General features: G+C 39.9%; 25 protein-coding genes. 11 read left to right on the top strand and 14 right to left on the bottom strand.

The genetic code is table 11. From position 1 onward, the window contains the following. The first annotated feature begins 13 nt into the window (after nt 1-13). The 4 genes from ACFE90_RS01255 (at nt 14) to ACFE90_RS01270 (ending at nt 4,104) form a co-directional block, all read left to right on the top strand. Nucleotides 14-1,960 carry a hypothetical protein gene (locus tag ACFE90_RS01255; RefSeq protein WP_375497011.1) on the top strand — a complete coding sequence of 649 codons (1,947 nt, stop codon included), beginning with the start codon at nt 14-16 and terminating at the stop codon, nt 1,958-1,960. Between the two features lie 172 nt (nt 1,961-2,132). Beyond that, nucleotides 2,133-2,588 (top strand): GNAT family N-acetyltransferase, encoded by a 456-nt coding sequence (locus tag ACFE90_RS01260; RefSeq protein ID WP_375497013.1) that lies wholly within the window; start codon nt 2,133-2,135, stop codon nt 2,586-2,588. A 237-nt stretch (nt 2,589-2,825) separates the two neighbouring features. Next, a complete protein-coding gene (locus tag ACFE90_RS01265) occupies nt 2,826-3,650 on the top strand; it encodes a zinc-dependent peptidase (protein WP_375497015.1) in 825 nt (274 codons plus the stop codon). Between the two features lie 250 nt (nt 3,651-3,900). Beyond that, a complete protein-coding gene (locus ACFE90_RS01270) occupies nt 3,901-4,104 on the top strand; it encodes a hypothetical protein (protein WP_375497017.1) in 204 nt (67 codons plus the stop codon). Between the two features lie 452 nt (nt 4,105-4,556). Here ACFE90_RS01270 and ACFE90_RS01275 read toward each other — a convergent pair whose 3' ends face one another. Together ACFE90_RS01275 and ACFE90_RS01280 are read right to left on the bottom strand one after the other, a co-directional pair. Further along, nucleotides 4,557-5,012, bottom strand: coding sequence for an EVE domain-containing protein (locus ACFE90_RS01275; protein WP_375497019.1), 456 nt, complete (start codon nt 5,010-5,012; stop codon nt 4,557-4,559). Nucleotides 5,013-5,275: 263 nt separating this feature from the next. After that, a complete protein-coding gene (locus ACFE90_RS01280) occupies nt 5,276-5,920 on the bottom strand; it encodes a class I SAM-dependent methyltransferase (RefSeq protein WP_375497021.1) in 645 nt (214 codons plus the stop codon). A 137-nt stretch (nt 5,921-6,057) separates the two neighbouring features. Between ACFE90_RS01280 and ACFE90_RS01285 the strand changes: the two genes are divergently transcribed. The 7 genes from ACFE90_RS01285 to ACFE90_RS01315 all read left to right on the top strand — a co-directional run bounded on the left by ACFE90_RS01285 (nt 6,058) and on the right by ACFE90_RS01315 (nt 14,377). After that, the gene (locus ACFE90_RS01285; RefSeq protein WP_375497023.1) at nt 6,058-7,716 is read left to right on the top strand and encodes an ArnT family glycosyltransferase; all 1,659 of its coding nucleotides are present in this window, start codon (nt 6,058-6,060) and stop codon (nt 7,714-7,716) included. 580 nt (nt 7,717-8,296) lie between these two features. Next, nucleotides 8,297-8,764 (top strand): MarR family winged helix-turn-helix transcriptional regulator, encoded by a 468-nt coding sequence (locus ACFE90_RS01290; protein ID WP_375497025.1) that lies wholly within the window; start codon nt 8,297-8,299, stop codon nt 8,762-8,764. A gap of 162 nt (nt 8,765-8,926) precedes the next feature. Further along, nucleotides 8,927-10,381 (top strand): HlyD family secretion protein, encoded by a 1,455-nt coding sequence (locus ACFE90_RS01295; RefSeq protein ID WP_375497027.1) that lies wholly within the window; start codon nt 8,927-8,929, stop codon nt 10,379-10,381. 284 nt (nt 10,382-10,665) lie between these two features. Continuing rightward, on the top strand, nt 10,666-11,916 hold the full coding sequence (locus tag ACFE90_RS01300; RefSeq protein WP_375497029.1) for an MFS transporter: 1,251 nt from the start codon (nt 10,666-10,668) through the stop codon (nt 11,914-11,916). Between the two features lie 101 nt (nt 11,917-12,017). Continuing rightward, complete coding sequence (locus ACFE90_RS01305; RefSeq protein ID WP_375497031.1) at nt 12,018-13,598, top strand: DHA2 family efflux MFS transporter permease subunit; 1,581 nt, start codon at nt 12,018-12,020, stop codon at nt 13,596-13,598. Between the two features lie 399 nt (nt 13,599-13,997). Continuing rightward, nucleotides 13,998-14,162, top strand: a complete 165-nt coding sequence (locus ACFE90_RS01310) for a hypothetical protein (RefSeq protein WP_375497033.1) — start codon at nt 13,998-14,000, stop codon at nt 14,160-14,162. An 8-nt stretch (nt 14,163-14,170) separates the two neighbouring features. Beyond that, nucleotides 14,171-14,377: a hypothetical protein gene (locus tag ACFE90_RS01315; protein WP_375497035.1), complete on the top strand. Its 207-nt coding sequence runs from the start codon at nt 14,171-14,173 to the stop codon at nt 14,375-14,377. 65 nt (nt 14,378-14,442) lie between these two features. Here ACFE90_RS01315 and ACFE90_RS01320 read toward each other — a convergent pair whose 3' ends face one another. The 12 genes from ACFE90_RS01320 to ACFE90_RS01375 all read right to left on the bottom strand — a co-directional run bounded on the left by ACFE90_RS01320 (nt 14,443) and on the right by ACFE90_RS01375 (nt 22,390). Beyond that, on the bottom strand, nt 14,443-14,811 hold the full coding sequence (locus ACFE90_RS01320) for a hypothetical protein (RefSeq protein ID WP_375497037.1): 369 nt from the start codon (nt 14,809-14,811) through the stop codon (nt 14,443-14,445). Between the two features lie 26 nt (nt 14,812-14,837). Continuing rightward, nucleotides 14,838-15,101 carry a hypothetical protein gene (locus ACFE90_RS01325; RefSeq protein ID WP_375497039.1) on the bottom strand — a complete coding sequence of 88 codons (264 nt, stop codon included), beginning with the start codon at nt 15,099-15,101 and terminating at the stop codon, nt 14,838-14,840. Then, on the bottom strand, nt 15,101-15,970 hold the full coding sequence (locus ACFE90_RS01330) for a hypothetical protein (protein WP_375497041.1): 870 nt from the start codon (nt 15,968-15,970) through the stop codon (nt 15,101-15,103). The genes ACFE90_RS01325 and ACFE90_RS01330 overlap by 1 nt, the downstream gene beginning before the upstream one ends. After that, nucleotides 15,970-16,281 carry a hypothetical protein gene (locus tag ACFE90_RS01335; RefSeq protein ID WP_375497043.1) on the bottom strand — a complete coding sequence of 104 codons (312 nt, stop codon included), beginning with the start codon at nt 16,279-16,281 and terminating at the stop codon, nt 15,970-15,972. The genes ACFE90_RS01330 and ACFE90_RS01335 overlap by 1 nt, the downstream gene beginning before the upstream one ends. Next, nucleotides 16,281-16,598, bottom strand: a complete 318-nt coding sequence (locus tag ACFE90_RS01340) for a hypothetical protein (protein WP_375497045.1) — start codon at nt 16,596-16,598, stop codon at nt 16,281-16,283. The genes ACFE90_RS01335 and ACFE90_RS01340 overlap by 1 nt, the downstream gene beginning before the upstream one ends. Before the next feature lie 25 nt (nt 16,599-16,623). Beyond that, nucleotides 16,624-17,010, bottom strand: a complete 387-nt coding sequence (locus ACFE90_RS01345) for a hypothetical protein (RefSeq protein WP_375497047.1) — start codon at nt 17,008-17,010, stop codon at nt 16,624-16,626. After that, nucleotides 17,010-17,387 carry a hypothetical protein gene (locus ACFE90_RS01350; protein ID WP_375497049.1) on the bottom strand — a complete coding sequence of 126 codons (378 nt, stop codon included), beginning with the start codon at nt 17,385-17,387 and terminating at the stop codon, nt 17,010-17,012. The genes ACFE90_RS01345 and ACFE90_RS01350 overlap by 1 nt, the downstream gene beginning before the upstream one ends. A gap of 51 nt (nt 17,388-17,438) precedes the next feature. Continuing rightward, entirely contained in the window at nt 17,439-17,792 is a 354-nt protein-coding gene (locus ACFE90_RS01355) for a hypothetical protein (RefSeq protein WP_375497051.1), read from the bottom strand. A gap of 101 nt (nt 17,793-17,893) precedes the next feature. Beyond that, on the bottom strand, nt 17,894-18,688 hold the full coding sequence (locus tag ACFE90_RS01360; RefSeq protein WP_375497053.1) for a hypothetical protein: 795 nt from the start codon (nt 18,686-18,688) through the stop codon (nt 17,894-17,896). Then, entirely contained in the window at nt 18,688-21,537 is a 2,850-nt protein-coding gene (locus ACFE90_RS01365) for a hypothetical protein (protein WP_375497055.1), read from the bottom strand. The genes ACFE90_RS01360 and ACFE90_RS01365 overlap by 1 nt, the downstream gene beginning before the upstream one ends. A gap of 22 nt (nt 21,538-21,559) precedes the next feature. Next, entirely contained in the window at nt 21,560-21,865 is a 306-nt protein-coding gene (locus ACFE90_RS01370) for a glucose-6-phosphate dehydrogenase (protein WP_375497057.1), read from the bottom strand. A gap of 336 nt (nt 21,866-22,201) precedes the next feature. Next, nucleotides 22,202-22,390, bottom strand: coding sequence for a hypothetical protein (locus tag ACFE90_RS01375; RefSeq protein WP_375497059.1), 189 nt, complete (start codon nt 22,388-22,390; stop codon nt 22,202-22,204). Between the last annotated feature and the right edge of the window lie 162 nt (nt 22,391-22,552).

Below are 22,552 nucleotides of genomic sequence, written 5' to 3' on the forward strand. Positions count from 1 at the left end.
AGACAATAAGGGTATGGAAATTTTAGAAACAATCGGTTTTGATTTGGGACACGGTGAAACGGCTGTAGCTAAAGCTGTAGTGGAAAGCATCGACCCCCCCCAGATGCTAGAGATTAATAACAAGAAAAACCAAATTACAGCCCTTGGCTGGCATCCCAAACTCGGTTATCTTGTTGGCGAACAAGCATTAATTCAAGCTGGAGTTACCCAGCTGACAATTTCTTTCAAGCAAAAACCCAATAACGATCCCAAATATCGGGAAACAATCAGCACTTTTGTAGCAACCTACTACCGCCTTTTGAAAGAAAGCAAACAACTTGAAGGTGGGGAAAGTAGCTATTTTTACATAGGTTGCCCTTCAGGATGGTCAGTTAGCGATCGCACCGAATACCAAAAGCTACTTCAAGAAGCTGGCATTCCCCAACTAAATGTTGTACCCGAATCGCGGGCTGCTTTCATGCAAGCCAAGGAAGCCGGGAAACTGGAGTATGACAAACTTGTTGCATCGGTGCTAATTGTCGATATTGGTTCTTCAACTACAGATTTTACTCTGGTTAAGAGCTTAGAAGAGATACCTATAGATTTCGGGAGTAATACTTTAGGTGCATCTCTAATTGACAAAGCTATTTTTGCCCGGACTCTTGCCAACCACGAACAAAAAGCATTACTCGAAAAAGTATTTAAGGAATATCCGCATCACCAAGCTCGTTGTGAACTTGCTTGTCGCAAAGCTAAAGAAGATTACTTTTCTAATGAACAGCTATACAGCGATCCTGAATCCTTTGCGCGTGGCTTCGAGTCGATCAACGAACAGATTTATTTTATTCCCCAAGTCAATAAATTGATGATGGAGGAAATTTTAAACCAGCCCTTACCGGAACTGGGGCATCATAGTTGGGTGCGATCGTTTACCGAATCTTTAACCGAGGCGAAAGAAAAGCTAGAAAAACTTGGAATCGTGCCGAAACTTCTGCTGATGACTGGCGGTGCATCTCGCATGAAGTTTACGCACTTGCTTTGTCAGGAAATGTTTCCCGAACCAGAAACGCTGCTTCGCCCCGATCCGGAACCGGAACGGTGTATTGCACTGGGATTAGCACGAGTAGGACGATGGGATCTGCGTGCTGCTGCTTTTAAAGAAGAAGTCAACAAGCTATTTACCTCGAATACGCTTAAAGGTTTGATTGAAAGGCATATCCCGGAGTTAATCGAATCACTAACTAAGCCTTTGACAGATGGTTTGATTGTCAATGCAGTTAAACTAGGTTTAAAAGATTGGCAAAAAAACAAAATACGGACTTTAGCCGATTTGGAAACATCTTTAATTAGTCGGGCAGAACAGTGGCTCAAAAGCGATGCCTCCGGCAACGTCTCCGACGAACGCGCTGTGCAGATAATTAATCATCAATGCGCTTCTTGGTTTAGCAATAAAATCCAACCCGATTTAGCCGCACAAACCGATCCAATATGTCGAAAGTTTCAGATACCTAGAAGCAGCTTAAGGTTCCAGGATAGTATTGACCCAAATTTTGTTAACCCAGAGTTACGGATTGGAGATGCCATCCTGGCTGAGACAGTGGGCTTTATTGTCAATGTAGTAATTGGTGGAGGCACTGTAGCTAGCATCATCACTCTTATACTCACTGGACATTTAACCTGGCCTATTGCACTAGTATATGGGGCTTCGGTTATGGCGGCAGGAATGGAGCTAAATCGCAAGAGTGTTCAAGAAGTAATTAAGACAAATGTGGATGTACCTAGTTGGGTTCGTTCTAGTTTTTTGAGTGATAGAAAAATCGATGATATGTGTGAGCAAATAAAGCCTGAGTTAGAGAAAGTTCTTCAAGAACAATTGACAGCAGATCAAGAGGCTTTTGATAAACTGATTAGCAAAGTTGAGCAAGGGCTTCAAAAAACCCTTTCTACCAAAGTCCAATCTTGCATAATCCTGATCCAATAGCGGTAATATGTGCCAGTAAATATAGTTTTCGCATCTTCCCATTGCATTGACTAAGTATTTTAAAATGGTGACGCTACTTAGAATAATTCGCACCTAAACTATCCACTTAAACCAGTATAATTAAAGTATCTGCAAACATGAAAGTACTACTTTAAAAGTAACTTGCCATATCGTGGTAACGATTCGTCCCTATCAATTAAATGATTTAGAAGATATTGTCCGTTTGTGGTATCGAACTTGGCATGAAACATTTTCTCCTATTAAACACCCACAGCCATATTCTTTATGGAAAGCTCGATTTTGTGATGACCTGGCTGTACATGGGGATATTTGGCTGGCGGAAGTTGAAAATCAGATTGTGGGTTTTGTTGTAGTTCTCAAAGAGGAACAATGGTTAAGTCAGCTGTTTGTAGATGCGACCTATCAAAATCAGGGTATCGGTTCAGTCTTACTTGCCCAAGCTAAGGCAATTTGTCCGCAAGGACTGAAGCTTCACACATTACAAGCGAATATGCAAGCTTGTAAATTTTACGAACGACATGGTTTCAAGTTCAGTAAGCTATCAACTAACAAAATCAACGGTCAACCGAATGTTGAATATTACTGGTTACCTGAGTGCAATGTTTAACTAAACCCGTCATTTCATCCATTTTAAAAAATTTTAGCTTTAAAAAGTATTTGTTAGGATAGATTGTGTAAGTTGCTGCCATTTTTTTCTTTTCTTAATGGTTTTAGTAGCTGTAGAGTGTGTTACAGCGTTAGCGTAACGCATCATTTTAGGTTTTTGGTGCGTTATGCTAACGCTGTAAATAATTATTTGCACCTAATTAACAGTAACTTAAATATGTAACCTGCTCATAAGTCAATGATTCAAACAATAGTTGTCTTTATCATTATTGGGCTGATTCTCACCGGGATTTTAATCAATCCTGTTATAGTAAAAAGGCGAAGAAACCGTCTCAAGCACCGTCCTTTTCCCCCACTGTGGAATGCAATTATTGAGAATAATCTTCCTATTTATCTGTGTCTCTCTCCCAATGAAATCAGACGAATTCAGGGACATATTCAAGTATTCTTAACAGAAAAGCAATTTATTGGCTGTAGAGGATTACAGGTGACGGAGGAAATGAAACTGACCCTTGCTGCGATCGCCTGTTTACTCCTATTAAATGAACGTGGGCAATACTTCCCTAGACTTCGTTCAATTCTAGTCTATCCTAATGCTTATTTTGTTCAGGAAACGACTTCCATTGGAAATTATGTTGTTGAAGAAAGACGTGTGGCAAGACTGGGTGAATCGTGGACAAATGACCAAGTAGTACTGTCTTGGGAACAGGTGAAACAAGACATTAATAACTGGGAAGATGGACGTAACGTTGTGCTTCATGAATTCGCCCATCAGTTGGATCAAGAAGATGGTAAAGCTGAAGGAGTTCCTATACTGCAAAGCAACTCAGACTATACTATATGGGCGAAGGTGATGACACAAGAATATCAACAACTTTGTAATGATGTTCTACAAGGCGTAAAGACGGTAATGGATAGCTATGGTGCAACGAATCCCGCAGAATTTTTTGCCGTAGCGACTGAGACATTCTTTGAGAAACCGCACCAATTATTGTCCAAGCATTCAGGACTTTATGAGCAACTGCAACGTTACTATCAATTAGATCCTGTGCAATGGTCTTAAACTACAACCATGAACTACTAAATATAACCTCAGCTTCAGATTGCATGAATCGGAATAGTAATAAAAACATAAATCCTTGAATTATGCATAAAAAAGAAGTTTAAAAACCTTGAATTACTAGATTTAATTTCAGAATATTGAAGTGGAGTTAGGCAATATACTAATTTTGATCGCTGATACAAGAAGTCCTGCCGAGTGGTAAAGTTAGACAACGCCATTTCAACTATTTGATTCAGCCGCAAGGGATTGTATGACCTCAAAAACGGCGGGCGCTGCGTTTATGGAGCAGGGTAAAAATAAATTTAAGACAGGAGTTAAATGGTTAGCCAGATCAGGAGTTTTGGCTTCGGTTAGCGCCGGGGGCTGGCTAGTTTATGTCCATCAAAATCGATCAGCAGAGTCGGCACAGCAGCCTGTTGTCACCGTAGAACGCCAAAGGCAATCAGCCAATTAGTAAAGGCGAGGCAATTGTTTTACCCAGGAAAACCCGATCGCATCCAACAAACAGCGCAAAACCTACACTTGACGCTTCAAAAATGGAGAACACACTTGTAGCGGATTTGCAACTTCAGAACTAAAAAAACCAGCAGCTTCTTAACAACCAGATGCGATCGCTAGTAGCGCAATATCCTGACAGGCGATGGTCTTGAGGCAAGAAACGCAGAACTTAATGCAACTATTGAATATCTCAATGCTTTGACGAACCTAGATAAAACTGTAGGAACCACATTAAACACTTGGCAAATAACAATTGAGAGGAATCAAAATTAATTTTTCTGTAGTAAGGACTTTAATCCTAGATTTTTAAGCACGCTTTGTGCTTACTACAAACTCATCAAAATTAATGGGACAGACCACTAGTACTCTGTCATTGACTTTTGAATACGTGACTTCCGCCTTGCGCTACTAGGAGGTTTTCATCGCCAGAATCTTCAAAGCTATTGCTTCAGGGACGGGCATCACTGATAACCGATTTCCTTGTCTCACCAACATTAACTCTTCGGCGCTAAACTCTTCTTTGAGTATTGGTAGCAAGATAGGGTTAGAAAAAGCCTTAACAAATTCCACTACAACTGTTTGCCACCGAGGGAATTCAAAACTTGATTTCGGGTCGTAGTATTTACTTTCTGGCTCAAACTGTGTCGGGTCAGCAATATCTTTTTTCACTACACGCATTAACCCAGCAATATTAGGAGGATTAGCATTGGAGTGATAGAAAAAAGCTAAGTCTCCTTCATGCATTTGGCGCAAAAAGTTGCGAGCTTGATAATTGCGAACACCGTCCCAGATAGTCTTGTTCTGCTGTTGAAGGTCAGCAATGCTATAGGCTTCTGGTTTTGATTTCATTAGCCAATAATTCATTTACACAAATTATCTATATACAAATAACAAGGTTTTTTAACAAGGGGATTTACCCTTGTCTTTGAGATAATATAGCAATCCTAAATCATTCGTGAAAATCCCTCTTTATTCTCTCTGCGTTCTCTGCGCCTCTGCGGTAGTCTGCGGCTTGCCGCTTCTCTACGAGACGCTCTCGCGTTTGCGTCTACGTTATAAAAAATTATTTTTCACAAATTCAGATAGGATTACTATAGCTGGATTTACGCCATGCTGTACCAGTGAATTTAATTGCGGTAAGCTATGACAGCATAAAATGGATCTCCTCCAGCTGCACCCAACCACTGTAATAAACTCGGTAATGTTGACTTATGAACTATAACTTCTGCGGTTGTAAATCCTGGAACTGAGGCGAAATACTCTTTGACTAATTCTACTCGCTGCGCTTCTGAAGCCTCCCGCCAAGCTTGAATCGCCTTTTCAAAAAACATCCGGTTAGAAAAGCTAATAATTGCAACACCGCCGGGTTTCAAGATGCGGTAAATTTCAGAAAATACTGCTTCTGGATATTGCACATACTGCACAGATACGCAATTGAGAACAGCATCAAAATCTTCATCTGGTAAAGGTAGCTGCGGATTTTCGTTAAGATTTTGCACAAAATAATGATTTAAGCGGGAATTTCGTGCTAATTCCTCAGCGTTGAGTCCGTGTCCTTCCACATGGGCAAACTGCATCTCTTCTGGCAGATGAGACACCCAGCTGCTCATCATATCAAAAATGCGGGTGTTGGGTTTGAGGCGATCGCGATATAAATCCGTTAGCTGTTGAATAAATCCTTCATCGACATGGGTAACAAAGCGCGGATAGGCATAGAACAGCTTATCGTCTGTGTCGTCTAATTTTAGGCGCTGATTCGGTTTTAACTGCATAAATCTCTATTTTGGAGTACTTTTTCCGAAAATTACGGCAATTTCAGATATTTTTCAACAAACACTATGTAACATATTTTAATAACACCAGGACATATAAACGAGTCTAAATAGCAGCATTCAATTGTATCAATTCAATGTTATATAAACTACACTTCTTGCAACGTATTTGGCAACAAATTCGCCTAGTCGGATCATTACCCTATTTAAGTTTGTTAGTTTGGATACTGCCTTTATTATTATTTACTTCTGGGCACAATAGCCTGATGGCACATGATGAAGCACTTTACGCTTCGCGTGCCCGTCTGATGTTTGATTCTGGTAATTGGATAACTCCTTGGGAAAAAGCACATCATAAAACCCCTGGGCCTTATTGGATAATTGCCAGTTTCTACAAGCTGTTTGGTATGAGTGATACTAGTGCGCGTATTCCTAGTATGATTGCTAGCATTTTTAGCTTATGGCTGGTGTATGAAATCGGCAAAAGTATGCTGGGCAAAAAATTAGGTTGGCTAGCTGCTGCAATTTTAAGTGTGGAATTTTTATGGCTACAATACTCTCGCTTAAGTACACCTGATCTCCCGATGGTTCTATTAGTACTTTTAGCTATTTTGTCTTTAATAAAAACGGAATCATATCCTAAATATCGCTATTTTTGGAGTTTTATAGCTGGTTTAAGTTTAGGTTTAGGTTTCTTAGTCAGAAGCTTTATGATTTTTTTGCCAATCATAGCTTTATTCCCTTATTTAATTTGGGAACATCGCCGTCATCATCATCTTACTAACCCATTTTTGTATTTAGGCTTTTTTGTAGGTTTAATCCCTACCTGTGTTTGGCTGTGGTTAAGCTGGCTGCACTACGGAAATCAAAGTGTTGAAGAATTGCTCAAGTTTGTTGTGCAGCTAGGTTCTGAAAATAATTATAGAAATGATCGACTATTTTATTTATGGAATATTTTTTTAAAAGCATTTCCTTGGGCTTTTTTCGGACTTTTAGGTTTATTTTTGACTGTACGTCATCCTATTCCCCGTTATCAGTTAATATTAGTTGGCTTTCCACTTATCCTATTTTGTGAACTTAGTCTTTTTAGCACTCGTCTTGCTCACTATAGTCTTTGCCTTTATCCGTTTATAGCTTTGCTTGCAGCTGTAGGTTTAAACTGGTTAGGTAGTATTTACCAGACAGAAATTACTCCCCAATTACCTCTTGAAAAAGGTAAAATAAATATATTAAGCCTTTTTGCAAAAAAGAATCTTCCTCGAAATCTCAGTTATGGCTTTGGTGGGTTCGGTGTTTTACTTGTAATAGTGAGTATTGATGTTCTTAGTTGGGGTAGTTTTGACATCCGCAAGTATGCAACTATTGGCTTGGCTATGGGCTTGGGTTGGTTAATTTTACCTGTAGTGTGGATTAGTCGTTACCACTTTGGCAAGAAGTTTCTCACAACGCGTTATTGGATTGCAGGTTGGTTAATTCCTTGTTGGCTAGCTTTGGCGATGACGGGTAGCATAGGGCTTTTAAGTGACTATAACCCTGTTTTGAAATCTTTCTTACAACAAAGTGCGATCGCCTCGATTCTCCAATCTCATCCTACCTACTTTGTGCAAATAGACCAGAAAACCCAAGTATTACTTAATTTCTATCTTTCTATTCACCCCCAACAAGTAGGCTCCATATCCCAAATACCTGCTTTGAGCTATGCTTGGATATATGCTGACCAGTCCCATAAATTATCTCGACCTCACCGCATCCTCGGTACAGCTAAAGAGTATCAGTTAATTCAAATCCTTCCCTAGCTGGTATTAGCTTTGGGATATTTTCATGTTTAATTAGATCCTTTTCAAACGTCCTCTTAAAAATATTATTTAAAATAAAGTCTGGGACTGCCTAAACAGCCTGCTGAGGTAGTCTTTTCACCTTTACTTTATTCTCGTTATAAAATTATTTATACCTTGAATTTTGTATTCTAGAATACAAAATACGCCGAGTTATTTTTCTTTTTTCAAATAATTTTGCGCTTTTAGTAATATTCAATTTTGCAAGGCACTGGCGATTTTAAAATGGCATTTATTTAAGTTAACAACGCCTTGATTTGGGTAATCTGATTGACCATCGGCTTGCAAAAATTTTTGGTCTACTGAAGTTAGGTATTCTTTGGGCAAAAAGGGAGTAATATTATTTAAGGTTACTAAAACAGCCTTTTGGTAAAGACTTTTAATCTAAAATATCCGAAGTTCTGATCTTAAGAAAACCTGAGTTTCAGACTTCTGTCAAAATCTCAAATCCAAAATTGGTATAAGAGAGATGCAAAGCAACTGTTGCTAAAAAAGATTAATCTTGATAAAATAATAGTACGTACACTAAGTATTATTCTAAATGGTTTCTACATCTAATCACTCTCCACCTTTAGATTCGTGGCAGCAAAATCTGGCACCATACAATTTGGGTTACAGAATCAAATTAGTTTCACAACTGCTTGGACGCAAGTTTACAGAGAGGTTAGAACCCTTTGGACTTACGCCATTTCACTGGCTGGTGTTGTGCTGTTTGTGGCAAGAAGATGGTTTACCTACTTCTAGTATTGGGGACAAACTCAAACAAGTAGGAGGAACTTTAACAGGCGTACTAGATCGGATGGAAGAACGCGGCTTGGTGCGTCGAGAACGCGACGGTCACGATCGCCGCATCTGGCGAATCTGGCTAACAGATGCAGGTAAGGAACTGGAAGGGATTTTACCCCAAATCGCCGCAGCAGTGCGTGATGAAGCGATGGATGGTATTTCCTTTGCTGACCGAGAACTGTTTTCCCAAATATTAAACCGGGCGATCACTAACCTCTCCTAATGATGATCCCATAATCACCCGACCGGGGGAGGTGCTGTGAAGATTTGTTTTGAGATAATAATACGCATACTAAGGAAATAGAAATTTTTTTCAGGAAATACTACGCATTCTAAATAAAAGCCTATCAATCAAATTACTGAACGAATAAACAAGTTAACAATCATGAAAACTAATACTTTTAACGGACGCAACGGATACAAAACCCCAGTTATCGAAAAACAATTGATTCCTAATTCCGAGACTTTAGAAACTGTGACAGCAGAATCACCTGTTGTAACACCTGATATAGAGAAAGAAAAAGAAACTCCACCGAAGCGGAAAAGACCGAATGGTTTAATTTTGGCAGCATTAGGTGTGGGTGCGATCGCCGCAGGTGGTTTTGGTTATCACTATTGGCAATATGCCTCCACCCATCAGGAAACAGACAACGCCACCGTTGCTGGAAACATTCACCAAGTTAGTAGCCGCATTCCTGGAACTGTAAGTCAGGTGCTAGTGGATGATAACCAACTGGTGCAACCCGGACAATTGTTAGTGAAGCTAGATCCACGGGACTATGAAAGCAAGGTGCAACAAGCAGCAGCAGCCCTAGAAAATGCTCGTGGACAGGCGCAAGCCGCCCAAGCAAATATTGCTTTAACTTCACAAACTACCACTGGTAAAACAACTCAAGCCCAGGGTGATGTTAGCGGTGCGGTAGCAGCAATTTCTACAGCCCAAGCAGCAGTCCAAGAAGCTCAAGCTGGGATACCAGCAGCGCAAGCTGAAGTCAGACTAGCCGAAGCAGGGATTCCCGCCGCCCAAGCGCAGGTAGCGCAAACAAATGCGAATTTGGAAAATGCCCAAGCAGATTACAATCGCTACAACCAGTTGTATAAATCAGGTGCGATCGCTCGTCAGCAGCTAGATGCAGCCAGGGCCGCTTATAACGTGGCTACGGCACAAAGGAACGCTGCTCTTCAAGGAGTAGAACAAGCCCAAGCCAAGTTAGCATCTGCTAGAGTTGGTGTTGCTAAAGCCCAGTCTCAACTAGCACAGGCGCAAGAAAATGTCACCAACGCCCAAGCTAAATTGGCAGCATCTAGGGGAGGATTGCAACAAGCTACCGCAGGTGGACAAGATACAACAGTCAAACGTAGCCAATACGAAGCGGCAAAAGCTGCGATCGCGCAATCAGAAGCAGCGCTCAAAGACGCACAATTGCAACTATCTTACGCCAACGTTACCGCCCCCAGTGCTGGACGAGTTGGTAGGAAAAATGTGGAAGTTGGCAACCGAGTTCAATCGGGAACACCATTAATGGCGATCGTGGATAACAACTATTGGGTAATTGCGAACTTCAAAGAAACTCAATTAGAAAAGATGCGCCCAGGAGAACCAGTAGAAATTAAGCTCGATAGTTTCCCTCATCACACCTTTGTTGGTCATGTTGACAGTATTTCTCCAGCTTCCGGCGCTCAGTTTGCTTTATTACCACCGGATAACGCTACAGGTAACTTTACCAAAGTTGTCCAACGCATCCCAGTAAAAATAGTTTTCGACCAAAAGAGCATTCAAGGCTACGAATCACGGATTACTCCGGGGATGTCTGCGGAAATTGCTGTGGAAGTCAAGTAATACCATGTCTTCCAAATTACCCATAAAAGAACCCCACCTCCAACCCCTGGGGAACTCAAGGCCCCCTCTGGGGATTAGGGGCAGGGAGACAAAGCGTAGCTTTGGTGAGGTGGGGTTCTTGGGATTTAGTAAGTAATCAACCGCACATCATTAATACGAAATTGCCTGTAAACAGATGAAAAACCTCTTTCTGTCTATGACATTCTCATACATCTAAAGACAGGCGTATAGAGATGAGGTGAGATGATATTTATGAAAGCAGATTGGTATAAAGCAAGGCTGACATGAAAAAATCGCTACTACCTGCTTTAAGGTCAAGAAACTACCAACTGTTTTTTGCCGGACAAGGTATTTCCCTAATTGGGACGTGGATGACGCAACTTGCCACGATTTGGCTAGTTTATGACTTGACAAAATCCCCATTAATGTTAGGAGTTGTGGGCTTTTCGAGTCAAATTCCTAGCTTTTTTTTAGCTCCCTTTGGCGGAGTTTTTGTAGATCGTTTTTCTCGGTATCGTACCTTAATTAGTACGCAAGTCTTGGCGATGATTCAATCGTTAACATTAGCAGCACTGGCTCTGACTGGTGTGATTCAGGTATGGCAGATCATCGCCTTGAGTTTATTTCAAGGATTTATTAACGCCTTAGATGCGCCAGCCCGCCAAGCATTTGTGCCAGAATTGGTTGAACATAGAGAAGATTTAGGCAATGCGATCGCTATCAACTCCACAATGATCAACGGTGCTAGATTAATTGGCCCTGCGATCGGGGGTTTACTAATTGCCAGGGTTGGAACTGCTTATTGTTTTTTATTTGATGGTTTGAGCTACATTGCTGTAATCGCCGCTTTATTGGCAATGAAAGTTAAACCTTGGAAAAATGTAGTAACTGACGGTAATCCCTTAGAAAAAGTCAAAGAAGGATTTGTATATGCCTTTAGCTTTCCACCGATTCGAGCAATCTTATTACTATCAGCCTTAGTTAGCCTCATGGGGCTGCAAAACACTATTCTCGTACCAGTTATTGCAGAACAAGTTCTCAAAGGTGGTGCAGAAAGTTTGGGTTTTTTAATGGCGGCTTCTGGAGTTGGAGCTTTAACTGGTGGTATTTATCTAACTACGCGCCAAACAATCTTAGGAATTGGTAAATTGATTGCTTTAGCACCAGCAATTTTAGGAATTGGTCTAATTGCCTTTTCATTGTCTCGGTTTTTACCACTCTCTTTATTTACAATGTTGTTTGTTGGGTTAGGTACAATTCTCCAAATTGCTGCTAGCAATACCTTTTTACAAACAATTGTTGAAGATGACAAACGTGGGCGATTGATGAGCTTATACACAATGTCATTTTTGGGGATGATTCCCGTGGGTAATTTATTGGGAGGCTTTTTAGCCAGTCATATTGGCGCTCCCAACACTTTAATAATTGATGGTATAGTTTGCATTATAGGGTCGATCATTTTTAGCAGAGAGTTGCCTGCTTTAAGGAAAATGATGCTTCCAATTTATGAGCAAAAGGGTATTATCAAAGCTTAGAAACTTGAAGTGAAAATAATATTTTAATTTCGCTGCACAGAGAGAAAAATAAGATTTAATAAGAGATTTTTTACAACTTAAGTTTGAAACAGGAAAACATTATGGCTAATACAGGTGTAATTCGTCAGCAAGCACCACCAGAGACTGTACCGCTAAGAACCTGGATTGGTGTATTAGCCAGTATGCTTGGTGCATTTATGGCGGTATTAGATATTCAAATAACTAATGCTTCGCTGCAAGATATTCAAGCAAGTTTAGGAGCAACTTTAGAAGAAGGTTCTTGGATTTCTACAGCGTATCTTGTAGCAGAAATTGTGGTAATTCCTCTAACAGGATGGTTATCACGGGTGTTTTCTTTACGCCGTTATCTGTTAGTAAATACTGCACTCTTTATTTTCTTTTCTATATGCTGTGCTTGGTCGTGGAATCTCAATTCCATGATTTTCTTTCGCGCCTTACAAGGGTTGAGTGGAGGAGTATTAATCCCCACCGCTATGACAGTTGTATTAACAACTTTACCCCAATCTAAGCAATCAGTTGGACTGGCTGCATTTGGGTTTAGTGCAGTTTTTGCACCTTCAATTGGCCCAACATTAGGAGGTTGGTTAACAGAAAACTTTGGTTGGGAATACAACTTTTATATAAATGTAATTCCAGGGGCATTAATGCTAGCTGGTGTTTGGTATGGAATTAAGCAAGAAAAACCCCAAATTAATTTACTTAAGCAAGGTGACTGGTGGGGAATTATTGCGATGGCTATTGGGTTAGGTTCCCTGCAAGTTGTTTTAGAAGAAGGTAGCCGCAAAGATTGGTTTAGTTCAACGTTAATTATGCGCTTAAGTGTGATTGCGGTAATTTTTTTGGCGATATTTTTCTATATAGAATTAACTCGAAAGCAACCATTTATTAATCTACGGCTTTTGTCTAAACGTAACTTTGGTTTAGCCAGTATTGTCAATGTGTCGTTGGGGGTAGGGTTGTATGGTTCAATTTATATTTTACCGTTGTATCTTGCCCAAATCCAAAAATACAATGCGCTGCAAATTGGTGAAGTGTTGATTTGGGCTGGTATTCCCCAACTGTTTATTATTCCCCTCATCCCCAAATTGATGCAACGCATTGATGTGCGGTTGATAGTAGCTGTTGGTGTAGCTTTGTTTTCCATCAGTGCATTTATGAACTCTGGAATGACTAATGAAACAGGATTAGATCAGTTACGCTGGTCGCAATTTGTGCGTGCAATGGGTCAACCTCTAATTATGGTGCCGCTAACTTCTATTGCCACTGGTGGATTAAGTCCGAAAGAAGCAGGTTCGGCAAGTGGTTTATTTAATATGATGCGGAATATGGGCGGTTCTATCGGAATTGCTTCTTTAGCAACTTTATTAGCAAACAGAGAGCAATTTCACTCTAATAGATTGGGTGATGGAATATCTTTATATAACCCAGAAACTCAACAGCGAATTGACCAAATGACGCAGTATTTTGTCAGTAAGGGAGCAGATTTAAGTACAGCACAAAATCAGGCGCTCGCAGCCATATCTAACATAGTCCGCCGCGAAGCATTTGTAATGGCTTTTAACGATTGTTTCTATTTTATTGGCATTGCTTTGTTAGTCAGTGGACTTGCCGTTTTATTCTTCAAAAAGGTAAAACCAACTGGTGGTGCTGTCGCTCATTAAATTGGTTATAAACCTTGAAAGTCTTGTTGTAAAGTAGTCTATTATAATTAAATTACTTTCCAATACAAAACAGCAAGCCCTTGTATATTAAAGCTTTTTAAATTTCTGGCTTGAATGCTACTAATTTTCTACTTAAATGAGTTTTTTATACCCCGATTTTTAGCGATCACAACCAGCAATCACGCTACTCAAATGCTACTCATTTTTGACGATCACACTTTATAACAATTTGGTGTCTGCTGTGCCGAGTCGAACGGCTTACCACATTCCTGGTTTAGGCGAGAACAGCTACCCACTGATATCCTCCCACTGGACGCAGGGTGATCAATTATAATTCTAGCCATATATGGCAATAAAGGGCTTTCAGCCACCTATGTTATGACTCGGGAATTATGACAAATGATTGAAAATCATTCTAAGGTGGTTGAAAAAGAGGAAATAGACTTTGTTTACGAAAACGTCAAAGAAGATTTAGGATTTGAAAACTCTACAACAGTAGTAGATGTAAATTCTTTAGATGAAGAAGAATACGAAAACTACATTAAAGAACACGCCTATGATTAGGAAAATAAATGATGGGAAGAAGATACCTAAAATCCGGCGATCGCGTAACTTTTGAATCGCATGATGAACAGTGCAAACCATTTCAACAATCCGGCACTGTAAAGCAATATATTTATCCAGATTTCCACCCAGATGGATACATTGAGGTGGTGGATGAAGCTGGGGATATAATTCTTTATGGCAATGCGGGTAAAGAGATTCAGAAAACTAGGTGACAAAATGGAGATTTTGACTACTCTCCACTCCCCATAAATCGCTAAAGTGAATCCCCAGTGACTGGCTAAAATTTGTCGTCTCGGATCTGAAAGCCGGTTTTTTTGTGCAAAAAACCGGTTATCTGAGTTATCCAGTTAGCAAGGCGATTAAATTTATGCTCAATGGCCTTATCGTTGGCATTTAATCGGTAAATATAAATATATTCTTTGTCGCCCTTGTATTCGGTTATATGTATTTCAAGCCTGCTGTCAATCGTGTTTAATTTATCATTTAAGCTATCTTTCAGATTATCAACTACTAACAATAATTTCGTTTCGACGGTGGAAATTCTACTATTAATATTCGCCTCAATTTGAGCTAGTCTGTAGATTGAACCAATCAAAGCAAGTAAGCCGAGAGCAATAGTAAGAGCGTTGTTTATATCAATTTTCATGCTAACAAAGCATTAATTTTAGCTCATTATTCTTCAGCAATTGGCGACACTGATTGTATTTGTGAATAAACAGCGTTAGCAATATTTGAAAAATCAGAGAGTAATTCTGGTGTTGGAGTAAATTTAATCATTCCCCCTGCTTCATTATTAATTATCTTTCCTTCACTATTTACCCAATCAATCCGCCAAAATATCTCTAATACCAGTGTAGATAAATCGCCATTCTCTACATCACCTTGAATTCTCCAGATTCGAGGTACTTTTTGAATTTCAATTGTTTCAAATGTCATTACATTAACCAAGTAGAAAGAGCCGCACGTTGCCAAGTGTTTGTTGCAACGCATAAATAAACAAATCCATTCGCCCACCTTATCTCCCCTACTGTGCCAGTATCGTTAGCGCTTGCTGGAGGAGTATTGAGGGCAGATAATTTGTATTGAGAAGCTCGAATTGAGCCATTTACTTGTAGTTTATCTACAGCATTATCAGAAGTAGTGCCGATTAATAAATTGCCATTGCTACTCAAGCGCATTTTGCTAGATAAACTTTGCTGGGTAGTGCCGCTAGCAATAAGATTAGCTACTTGGAAATCAATATATGGTGGTACAGCCGAACCTGTTCCTGTACCTGTGGCTAATATTAAATTTGCAGCCGCCGTATCAGTAACACCAGAAATATTCGCAGCCCTAAGAGTACCGTTGTTAGCGACATTATCTTGCCCAACAATTACAGCAGGAGCTGCACCAGTGATGACTTGTAAACCAGCAGCATTGGAAGTGCCATCAGAAACAGTAAATCTAGCACTTACCATCCTGATACTGACGGTAGTCGAACTTCTTACAAAGTTGATTAAACTTCCTGTTCCCGTCGTATTTAAAGTTAAACTTTTATCATTGGCGGATACAATATTACCACCAATTTGCATGTCACCAGCATTCCCAAATCCCCCTGCATTTATTAATGAGCCTGTAGTTGGGGAAGTAGCAGCGGTTGTATTACTAATACTTTGTTTCCCCGAGAAAACATTGTCATTAACTAACTTTGCACTTTTTGTATAAACCTCATCTATTGCAGCCGCCGTATTAGTTGAGATTAATCCACCAGTAGAACTAAAGTTAATTTGATTAGCATAGGTGCTAGGGGGAATAGTTAGGGGCATTAGGTTAATTCTCTCACTAAAGCACTTCCATTAGCAGCATCCCAGATGCCACTAATTACGCCAGTATAGCGAAAAGGCAATTCATAGTATCCACTGGGTGAGATTCTGGCAAGAAAAGCTGAAGTACTAGCAGTTGCACCAAATTCTATATACAAATTAGCGGTGCTATAATTCCAAATAGTCATGCCGATTCTATTAGTATTAGGAGCTAAAATTGTATTACTAGTAGTTGCTGCTGGAACAGTAGTAGGAGTTGAGGTGGTGCTAGAAGGAGTAATAACAGTGACACTTGGTGGATTATATAATGCCATTATTCAATACACTCTACAAAAGATAATTTACAATTAGAGGCAGAAATAGCTGAAACTTTGCCAATGTAAAGATTGACAGAATTAATTTCATAGCTTCCTTTAGATTTTAAAACGATTCCTTTACCAATACCACCCTTAGATTTATCACCCAAAATCAGAGTAATATCAAAAAGAGAATTATTCATAAAGACAGCGTATTGCCGATTACTATTTGGCTCTAAAATGGTATCGCCAGCATTAGAATTTAGTTGTTTATCGCCATTGGTGCAATTGCTAAACTTATTGATTTCAATTAAATTGGCAGAGTTATTAAGCATAATTAATTGATGAGCAGACTTAAAGTCAATTTTCGCCGATATATGTCCAAATCTTCAGAGTAGCTTCTTGAATCCATTCAGGAGGTTGAAACGTCAAACTATAACTATTAGTAACAAGAGGGAATTGTAAAAGCATGATTTTATTTAAATCAATGCGATATTTAGGATGCAGATACGTATCTTGATTACTACCAGCTATTCCAGTTAGAATTTTTTGGCGGAAGTATCCTGCATACTTCCACGTTGGTTGATTTAAAGAAACTAAGATAGATACAATTGAGCTTTCAAATAAAAAAGGAATTGTCACTTCTCCAATAACATACATAAACCGGGATTTAGGAGCTTCTATATTTGCTCTGTGAAATTGATTATAGACAAGTTGCCAATTTTGATTATTTGAAAGCTGCAACATTAGTAAAAAGTAGCGCGTAAGGGAGTAACAAGCCCAGTAATTTTACTTCCAGAAAGTTTTGTATTATCAGTACTAATGATTTTGTCTTTTAGCGCATCTTCAACTGTTGCACGTTTAGCAACGGTACAAAGCATTTTACTAGTAAATTTTGTGGTTCCTTCTACAGAGCGCACTACAAGTCTTTGAACCAAACCAGATTGTAAAAGTTTTTCAATTTTCACCTCAATTACATCCATTTCATTGTCTGCTGCTTCCTTGATGCCAGTAGCAGTTGCAATTGAACCAACATAAAGACCTTTGGGAGCCTTAAATCGAAGTTTTTGGACATTAGGAGCAGTTCCGACTTCTACAATGGCTGAAATCAATTTAGCTGGCATATTTTTGTTTCTTTTTTATATAGTGTTGACCAAATGATAATTTTCTTTCAATTAGCCCAATCGACGCCGAGAAGAAAATCCAGCAGTCTTAATTTTGAAAGTGTTGTAAGTTTTTCCAATAACTGCCTTTGGTGCAGTTTTAACTTTATCGACTGAAACTATAACGTCTGAATATCTGCGCTTTGTACCTTCTTGGTAAGAAATGTACATTTTGATAAATGCGGCTGTTTTAACGCCTATGCGAACGGTGGTGCTGCTTGCTCCATCCGGGATATCGCCCGTAACTTTACGTACTCCTACTAAGTCAGCAATTGCTCCGTAAACATCCGGTAAGTCAACAACCACAGCATTTGCGCCAGTTCCGACAATATGTGCCTCTCTGTCTAAATTTTTGGTAGTCGCCATAATCTAGTCTTATTTAATACTTTGTCTACACTGGTTTAACACTTCAAAAAAACATTTCAAGCTTTCCGAAACCCTATAGGGTTTCTTGGTTATTGCACACCTTAAACATGGAAGATGGGATTTACTTGTAAACCAGATGCATCAACTAGTACACGCTTACTCTTGTCGTTCCATACGTTAGCGTATGCATGATCAAAGGTGACAAAGACATTTGGTCGCCACTGTGGCTCAGGTACTAATTCTCCTAAAACCCTAACTTGAGGCGGTGTCGGGTCAGTATTTCGCTCAGGAGTCGTAAATCTAAATTTGTCGTTGACATAGGTTTTTGTTGTCAATTCAATAACCTTTCTGATTACAGTTTTGGCAATTTCATCGCTGTAAGCATAAACTTGAAAATCAAAACCGTTAGGTTTATCTAAATACAAACCGATGATTTTACCTTTATGCCATCGATAAAGTGATGGCTGAGTAAATTCTGTTCTAATTTTATTAGCCCAGTTTTTTAGTTCTGCTTCAGTTAGAGTTTCTGATGTTTCATGCATTAATCTAAAGCTAATTCTGGCATCTTTTGCGGTCTTGCCTTTCGGGACAGACTGTTTATCTTGCAAAAAATACAGCACAATCTGAGGATGATATTTAACATCTGCATCATAAGAAGATTTAGGTTGACCGATAATAGTTGGCTTCAGATGTGTTTTTTGAATTATCTCTCTAAATGCTCTGATTTTTATTTGAGCAATTGGGATACTGTCTTTTGCCCCAATTAATAAATCATCTCTTAATGCCTTTCTAGTATCATTGCTATCAGCATCTCGAAACCATTCGTATACCTCACGATTAAAACTATCGCCGTTCCGAAGAACTTTTCTAAGTTGTGCCCAATCTCTAGCAGGCATTAGGTTAAATCCTCCCAAGAGTAATTTTTAGCTGGGAGTGCTTCTACTTCCTCTTCCCGCTTAGTTTTAGATTGATTAAATAGTTCTTTTAATCCATCATCAACCTCTTTAGCGTTTTCTTTAATTTGATTTGCTGAATCTACGGCACTTCTAATTTCGGAGGTAATAGATTCAATAGCTTCTAACCCTTCGGTAGCAATATTGATTCCATCTGCTAATTTACCAAACTTTGCAAACAGTCCACCTTTTAGCTTTAAACTCTCAGGTGAATAATCCCAATTAGCTTCTGATAATAAGCCTTCATCCTGCATAGCATTAAAGCCTTTACCAGTTAGCTGTGCAGTTTGTTCAACAGCACTAATAATATTTCCGCCAATGTTACGGACTTCATTAGCTCCATTAGCCGCCGCTTGATATATCCGATTAGCGGTTGCCCATCTAGTTTTTATTTCTGTCCATTCAGAAACACCAAAGATATTTTTGAAGAAATTATCAATAACTCCACCAAAAGCTTGTTTTGTATCAATAGTTTCGGCGTTAGGATCAACAATTAAGGCTGGAATTGCCAGCACATTATCTAGTATGCTAAAAAATGTAGTTACCGCTTGGTCTGACAACATGATGACGTTATGAATCGCGGCAGTCATGGTTATCAAATTGATTGCCCGATCAACCCATTGATTTTTAACAATCCGGTTCATAAAACCAGATATGCCACCAAGTACTTGCTCGCCAAGTTTATTATTTATAGTTTCTAACAGGGCTAACTGTGCTGCATTTGCACCCGCATTACCCGCTCCTAATGCAGCATTGAGTTCGTCAAGTTTATTACCGTTGTTTTTAGCTGCATCTTCTGCTTTTTTGATTGGCGCACCAAGACAACCAGTAGGTTGAGCAATTTCACATACAGCCGTTTGAGTGGTTTCTTTGTTTGCGGCTTGCACCGTAGGACTTTTTGCAATTGCATCTGGAATTCCTTTTATTGCTGGTGTAAGTGCCGCGATTGCAGTAGCAATCGCAGTTAATCGGGTAATTTGATTGTCAAAAGCTTTTTTTGTATCTTCACTATTTTGGGCTTGTTGACGTGCTGCTGTTTCAGTGGGGGTTTGTGTTTTTGGCGCACTATTGGCTTTAGGTATTGAGGATTGGGCATCTGGTACTGGTTCAGCACGAGATGTTACCGGATTACTGGATGAAAGAGCATTAGGCCGGATTGGATTTGCTTCTAATGGTGTTGCGGTAAATTCAAAAGGTTTATTGCCATTAATATCAGTTGGTAGCACATTTCCTTGCGAATCATAACGGACATTTGCAATTGGAAATGTGGGAGAATTTGGGAAACTTGCAATCGGAAATTGTTCACTATTTCCTGCTTGTTTGTTGCTTGTGCCGACGGGAGATGAAATTTCAAGGGATCTAGCTATTGGGATATCATCTGGTTCAGCAAATGGTAGTGGTTGCTTAATAGGTGAAATTGCAGGTAATAAACCACCAAGATTAGATGGTGTTTGTGTTGGATTCGGGGTATATGAAGGTGCTAGTCCACCATGTCCGGGAAAGAATGGCGCACCATTTGGCGTATTATTCGACGGCAGCGACGGAGCAACATTACGAGTTTTGCCGCGCTTACCGGGTGTAGTGGGTTTAGCTGGCGGCACTGTATTATTTTCTCCGATCGAAGAGGCATTGTACCTATAAGGTAAATTATCTGGAGGTGGTGCTGGCTGTATTGGATCGCCGGATACCGGGGCGTTTGGATAACGGTTGACCCACCTAACAAAACCTCCGAAGAATGGAACATCTCGCGTTTCGGTAGGCGTTACGATCCGGGTGATGTAGTAAGCATAAAAAACACCATTCCTTTCAATTTCATGTTGGGGGTTGATAGCGATAACCGTCATGCTTAAAATTGGCCCAGTGAAAGTTAATAGGCTATCCCCTTGACCTTTTTCAGTAAGATTATCAATTTGTGATTGTCTCATGCCTTTATCGATGGCATTGTACTGAATACCTACACCTTGCCCGCCTTGGAAAGGGGGATAGTTTAACGGTGTTTCTGGGACTTCCGCCGCCGACGGTGTACTTTGAAAAAATGCATCACTAATTGCACCTCCAACATATCCACCGATAGCAGCACCAATAACACCTCCAATCGGCCCAGCAATAGCCGTACCAGCGATACCACCGACGATGGAACCCGCAGTAGCAACGATTGCACCCGATGCCGCTTGAACTACCGACTGACCGACGATAACACGCGCACCAAAAGTTACCCCTGCTGTAACGCCAGGAACGACTAACCGTCCTGCGGCCTGTGGCAAGGCGCGAGGCAATGCTGATGCGGCATTAGCGACGGTATTGGATACTGCTTCTTTCAGCATCACCGGTGCTGGTGTTGCCGTTGGCTCGATTAAAGGATTTGCTCTTGCTGCTGTACCCTTTGCTGTTGGTGGTGGGGAACCCGTTGATGGTGGTGATTGTTGTGTATCGGAGCTAAAAGGAGCTTTGAATTTTTTTTCGTAATCCCTACTGGATACTATTGGTTGTTCTGGATTATTAGGCTGCAATCCAAGGGCTGCTTTATTTCTAGCAATCTCCCTTTCTCTTAATGCTAATTCTGCTGCTTTTTGCGTCTCTTGTTGTTCTTTGAAAAGTGATTGCCTGCGGATTTCCTCATCTCTACGATACGCTTGCTCTAAAGGTGATTGATTTTTTGAAGGTGTTTTATCAGCAAAATTTTCTAGTGGAATATTTAAGGGCGTTGCCGTTGGAGGACGTTGATTCAACCCTGAATACATATCAGCGTTACTGTAATCGAGTGAAGCAAATTGATTAGGGTTGATGTCCATATCAAAAACTTACCCGTGCTTACTAATTAGCCTTAAAAGATGCAGGTAGCGCTGTGTTGGAGAGAACTTGAACATACATCCACGGTTTCGCCGAGCCGCTCAGTTCATCTGCGGATACTTCTAAGGATGTGCGAGAAATCAACCTACTTTTAGCGTCCGCTGCTACCCAAAACTTGCCGCACTGTGCCGCCCGTTCTGTGTAGCCAACTCCCTCAATGACGGTCACTGTTGGATTAATGGCAAACAAAGCATAGGCAGTCCACGCATTTAGCTGTTCAAGGGTAGTAATTTGTGATGGAATGTCTGTGGCAATATTTATTGTTGTCATTGGAAGAGTTTGTAATTAGTTACTTTTCAGTTTTATTAGTTAATAAAAAATAAGTAAATGTTCTAGTTTTATGTAAATGCGGAAGTAATTTTACCGACCGGAAGTCTTGCTATACCAAAGATGCGGGAATAGTACTGTTGTAAGTATTGAGAAGGTATACCTGTTTAACCACGTCACCGGGTTAATCAAGAACCTTGATTCAGAAATCTCTTCACAGATAAACCGCATATATACTTAATTATTCAGTTATTAATTTTTATCAAGATTTCACAAACCAGGTGATTCTATGAGCCAAAAAGGCGATCGCACCACAGACAACCACCTTTTTGAAAATTGTTAGTGGCTATTGAGTAAGCTGATGCCTAGTGAAAATGCACTGGCTAGGTTGTCTAAAAGTTGTTGTATTTCTTGATCTGACTTGTCTACTGCTTGATTATCGTTGATTGATAGTTTTGGTTCAGGGTGATTTTTCGCTACATCAGCAAGACAGACATAATCAGGTAAAACCATATTTGAAGTAAGCATAATCTCGCTCTTGTTGGGGAATTTCACTATATTTCTAACTTTCTTAAAAAATGGCTACAGCAATATTACTGACAAAGCCTTGCTAGACGAATAAGCTGGACTTGGTTGATACCACCTGCTTTATTTCATTGGATAAGAGTGCGATCGCAGTACTTGGCGCGA

The organism is uncultured Nostoc sp. (assembly GCF_964245445.1).
Classification (GTDB): Bacteria; Cyanobacteriota; Cyanobacteriia; order Cyanobacteriales; family Nostocaceae; genus Nostoc.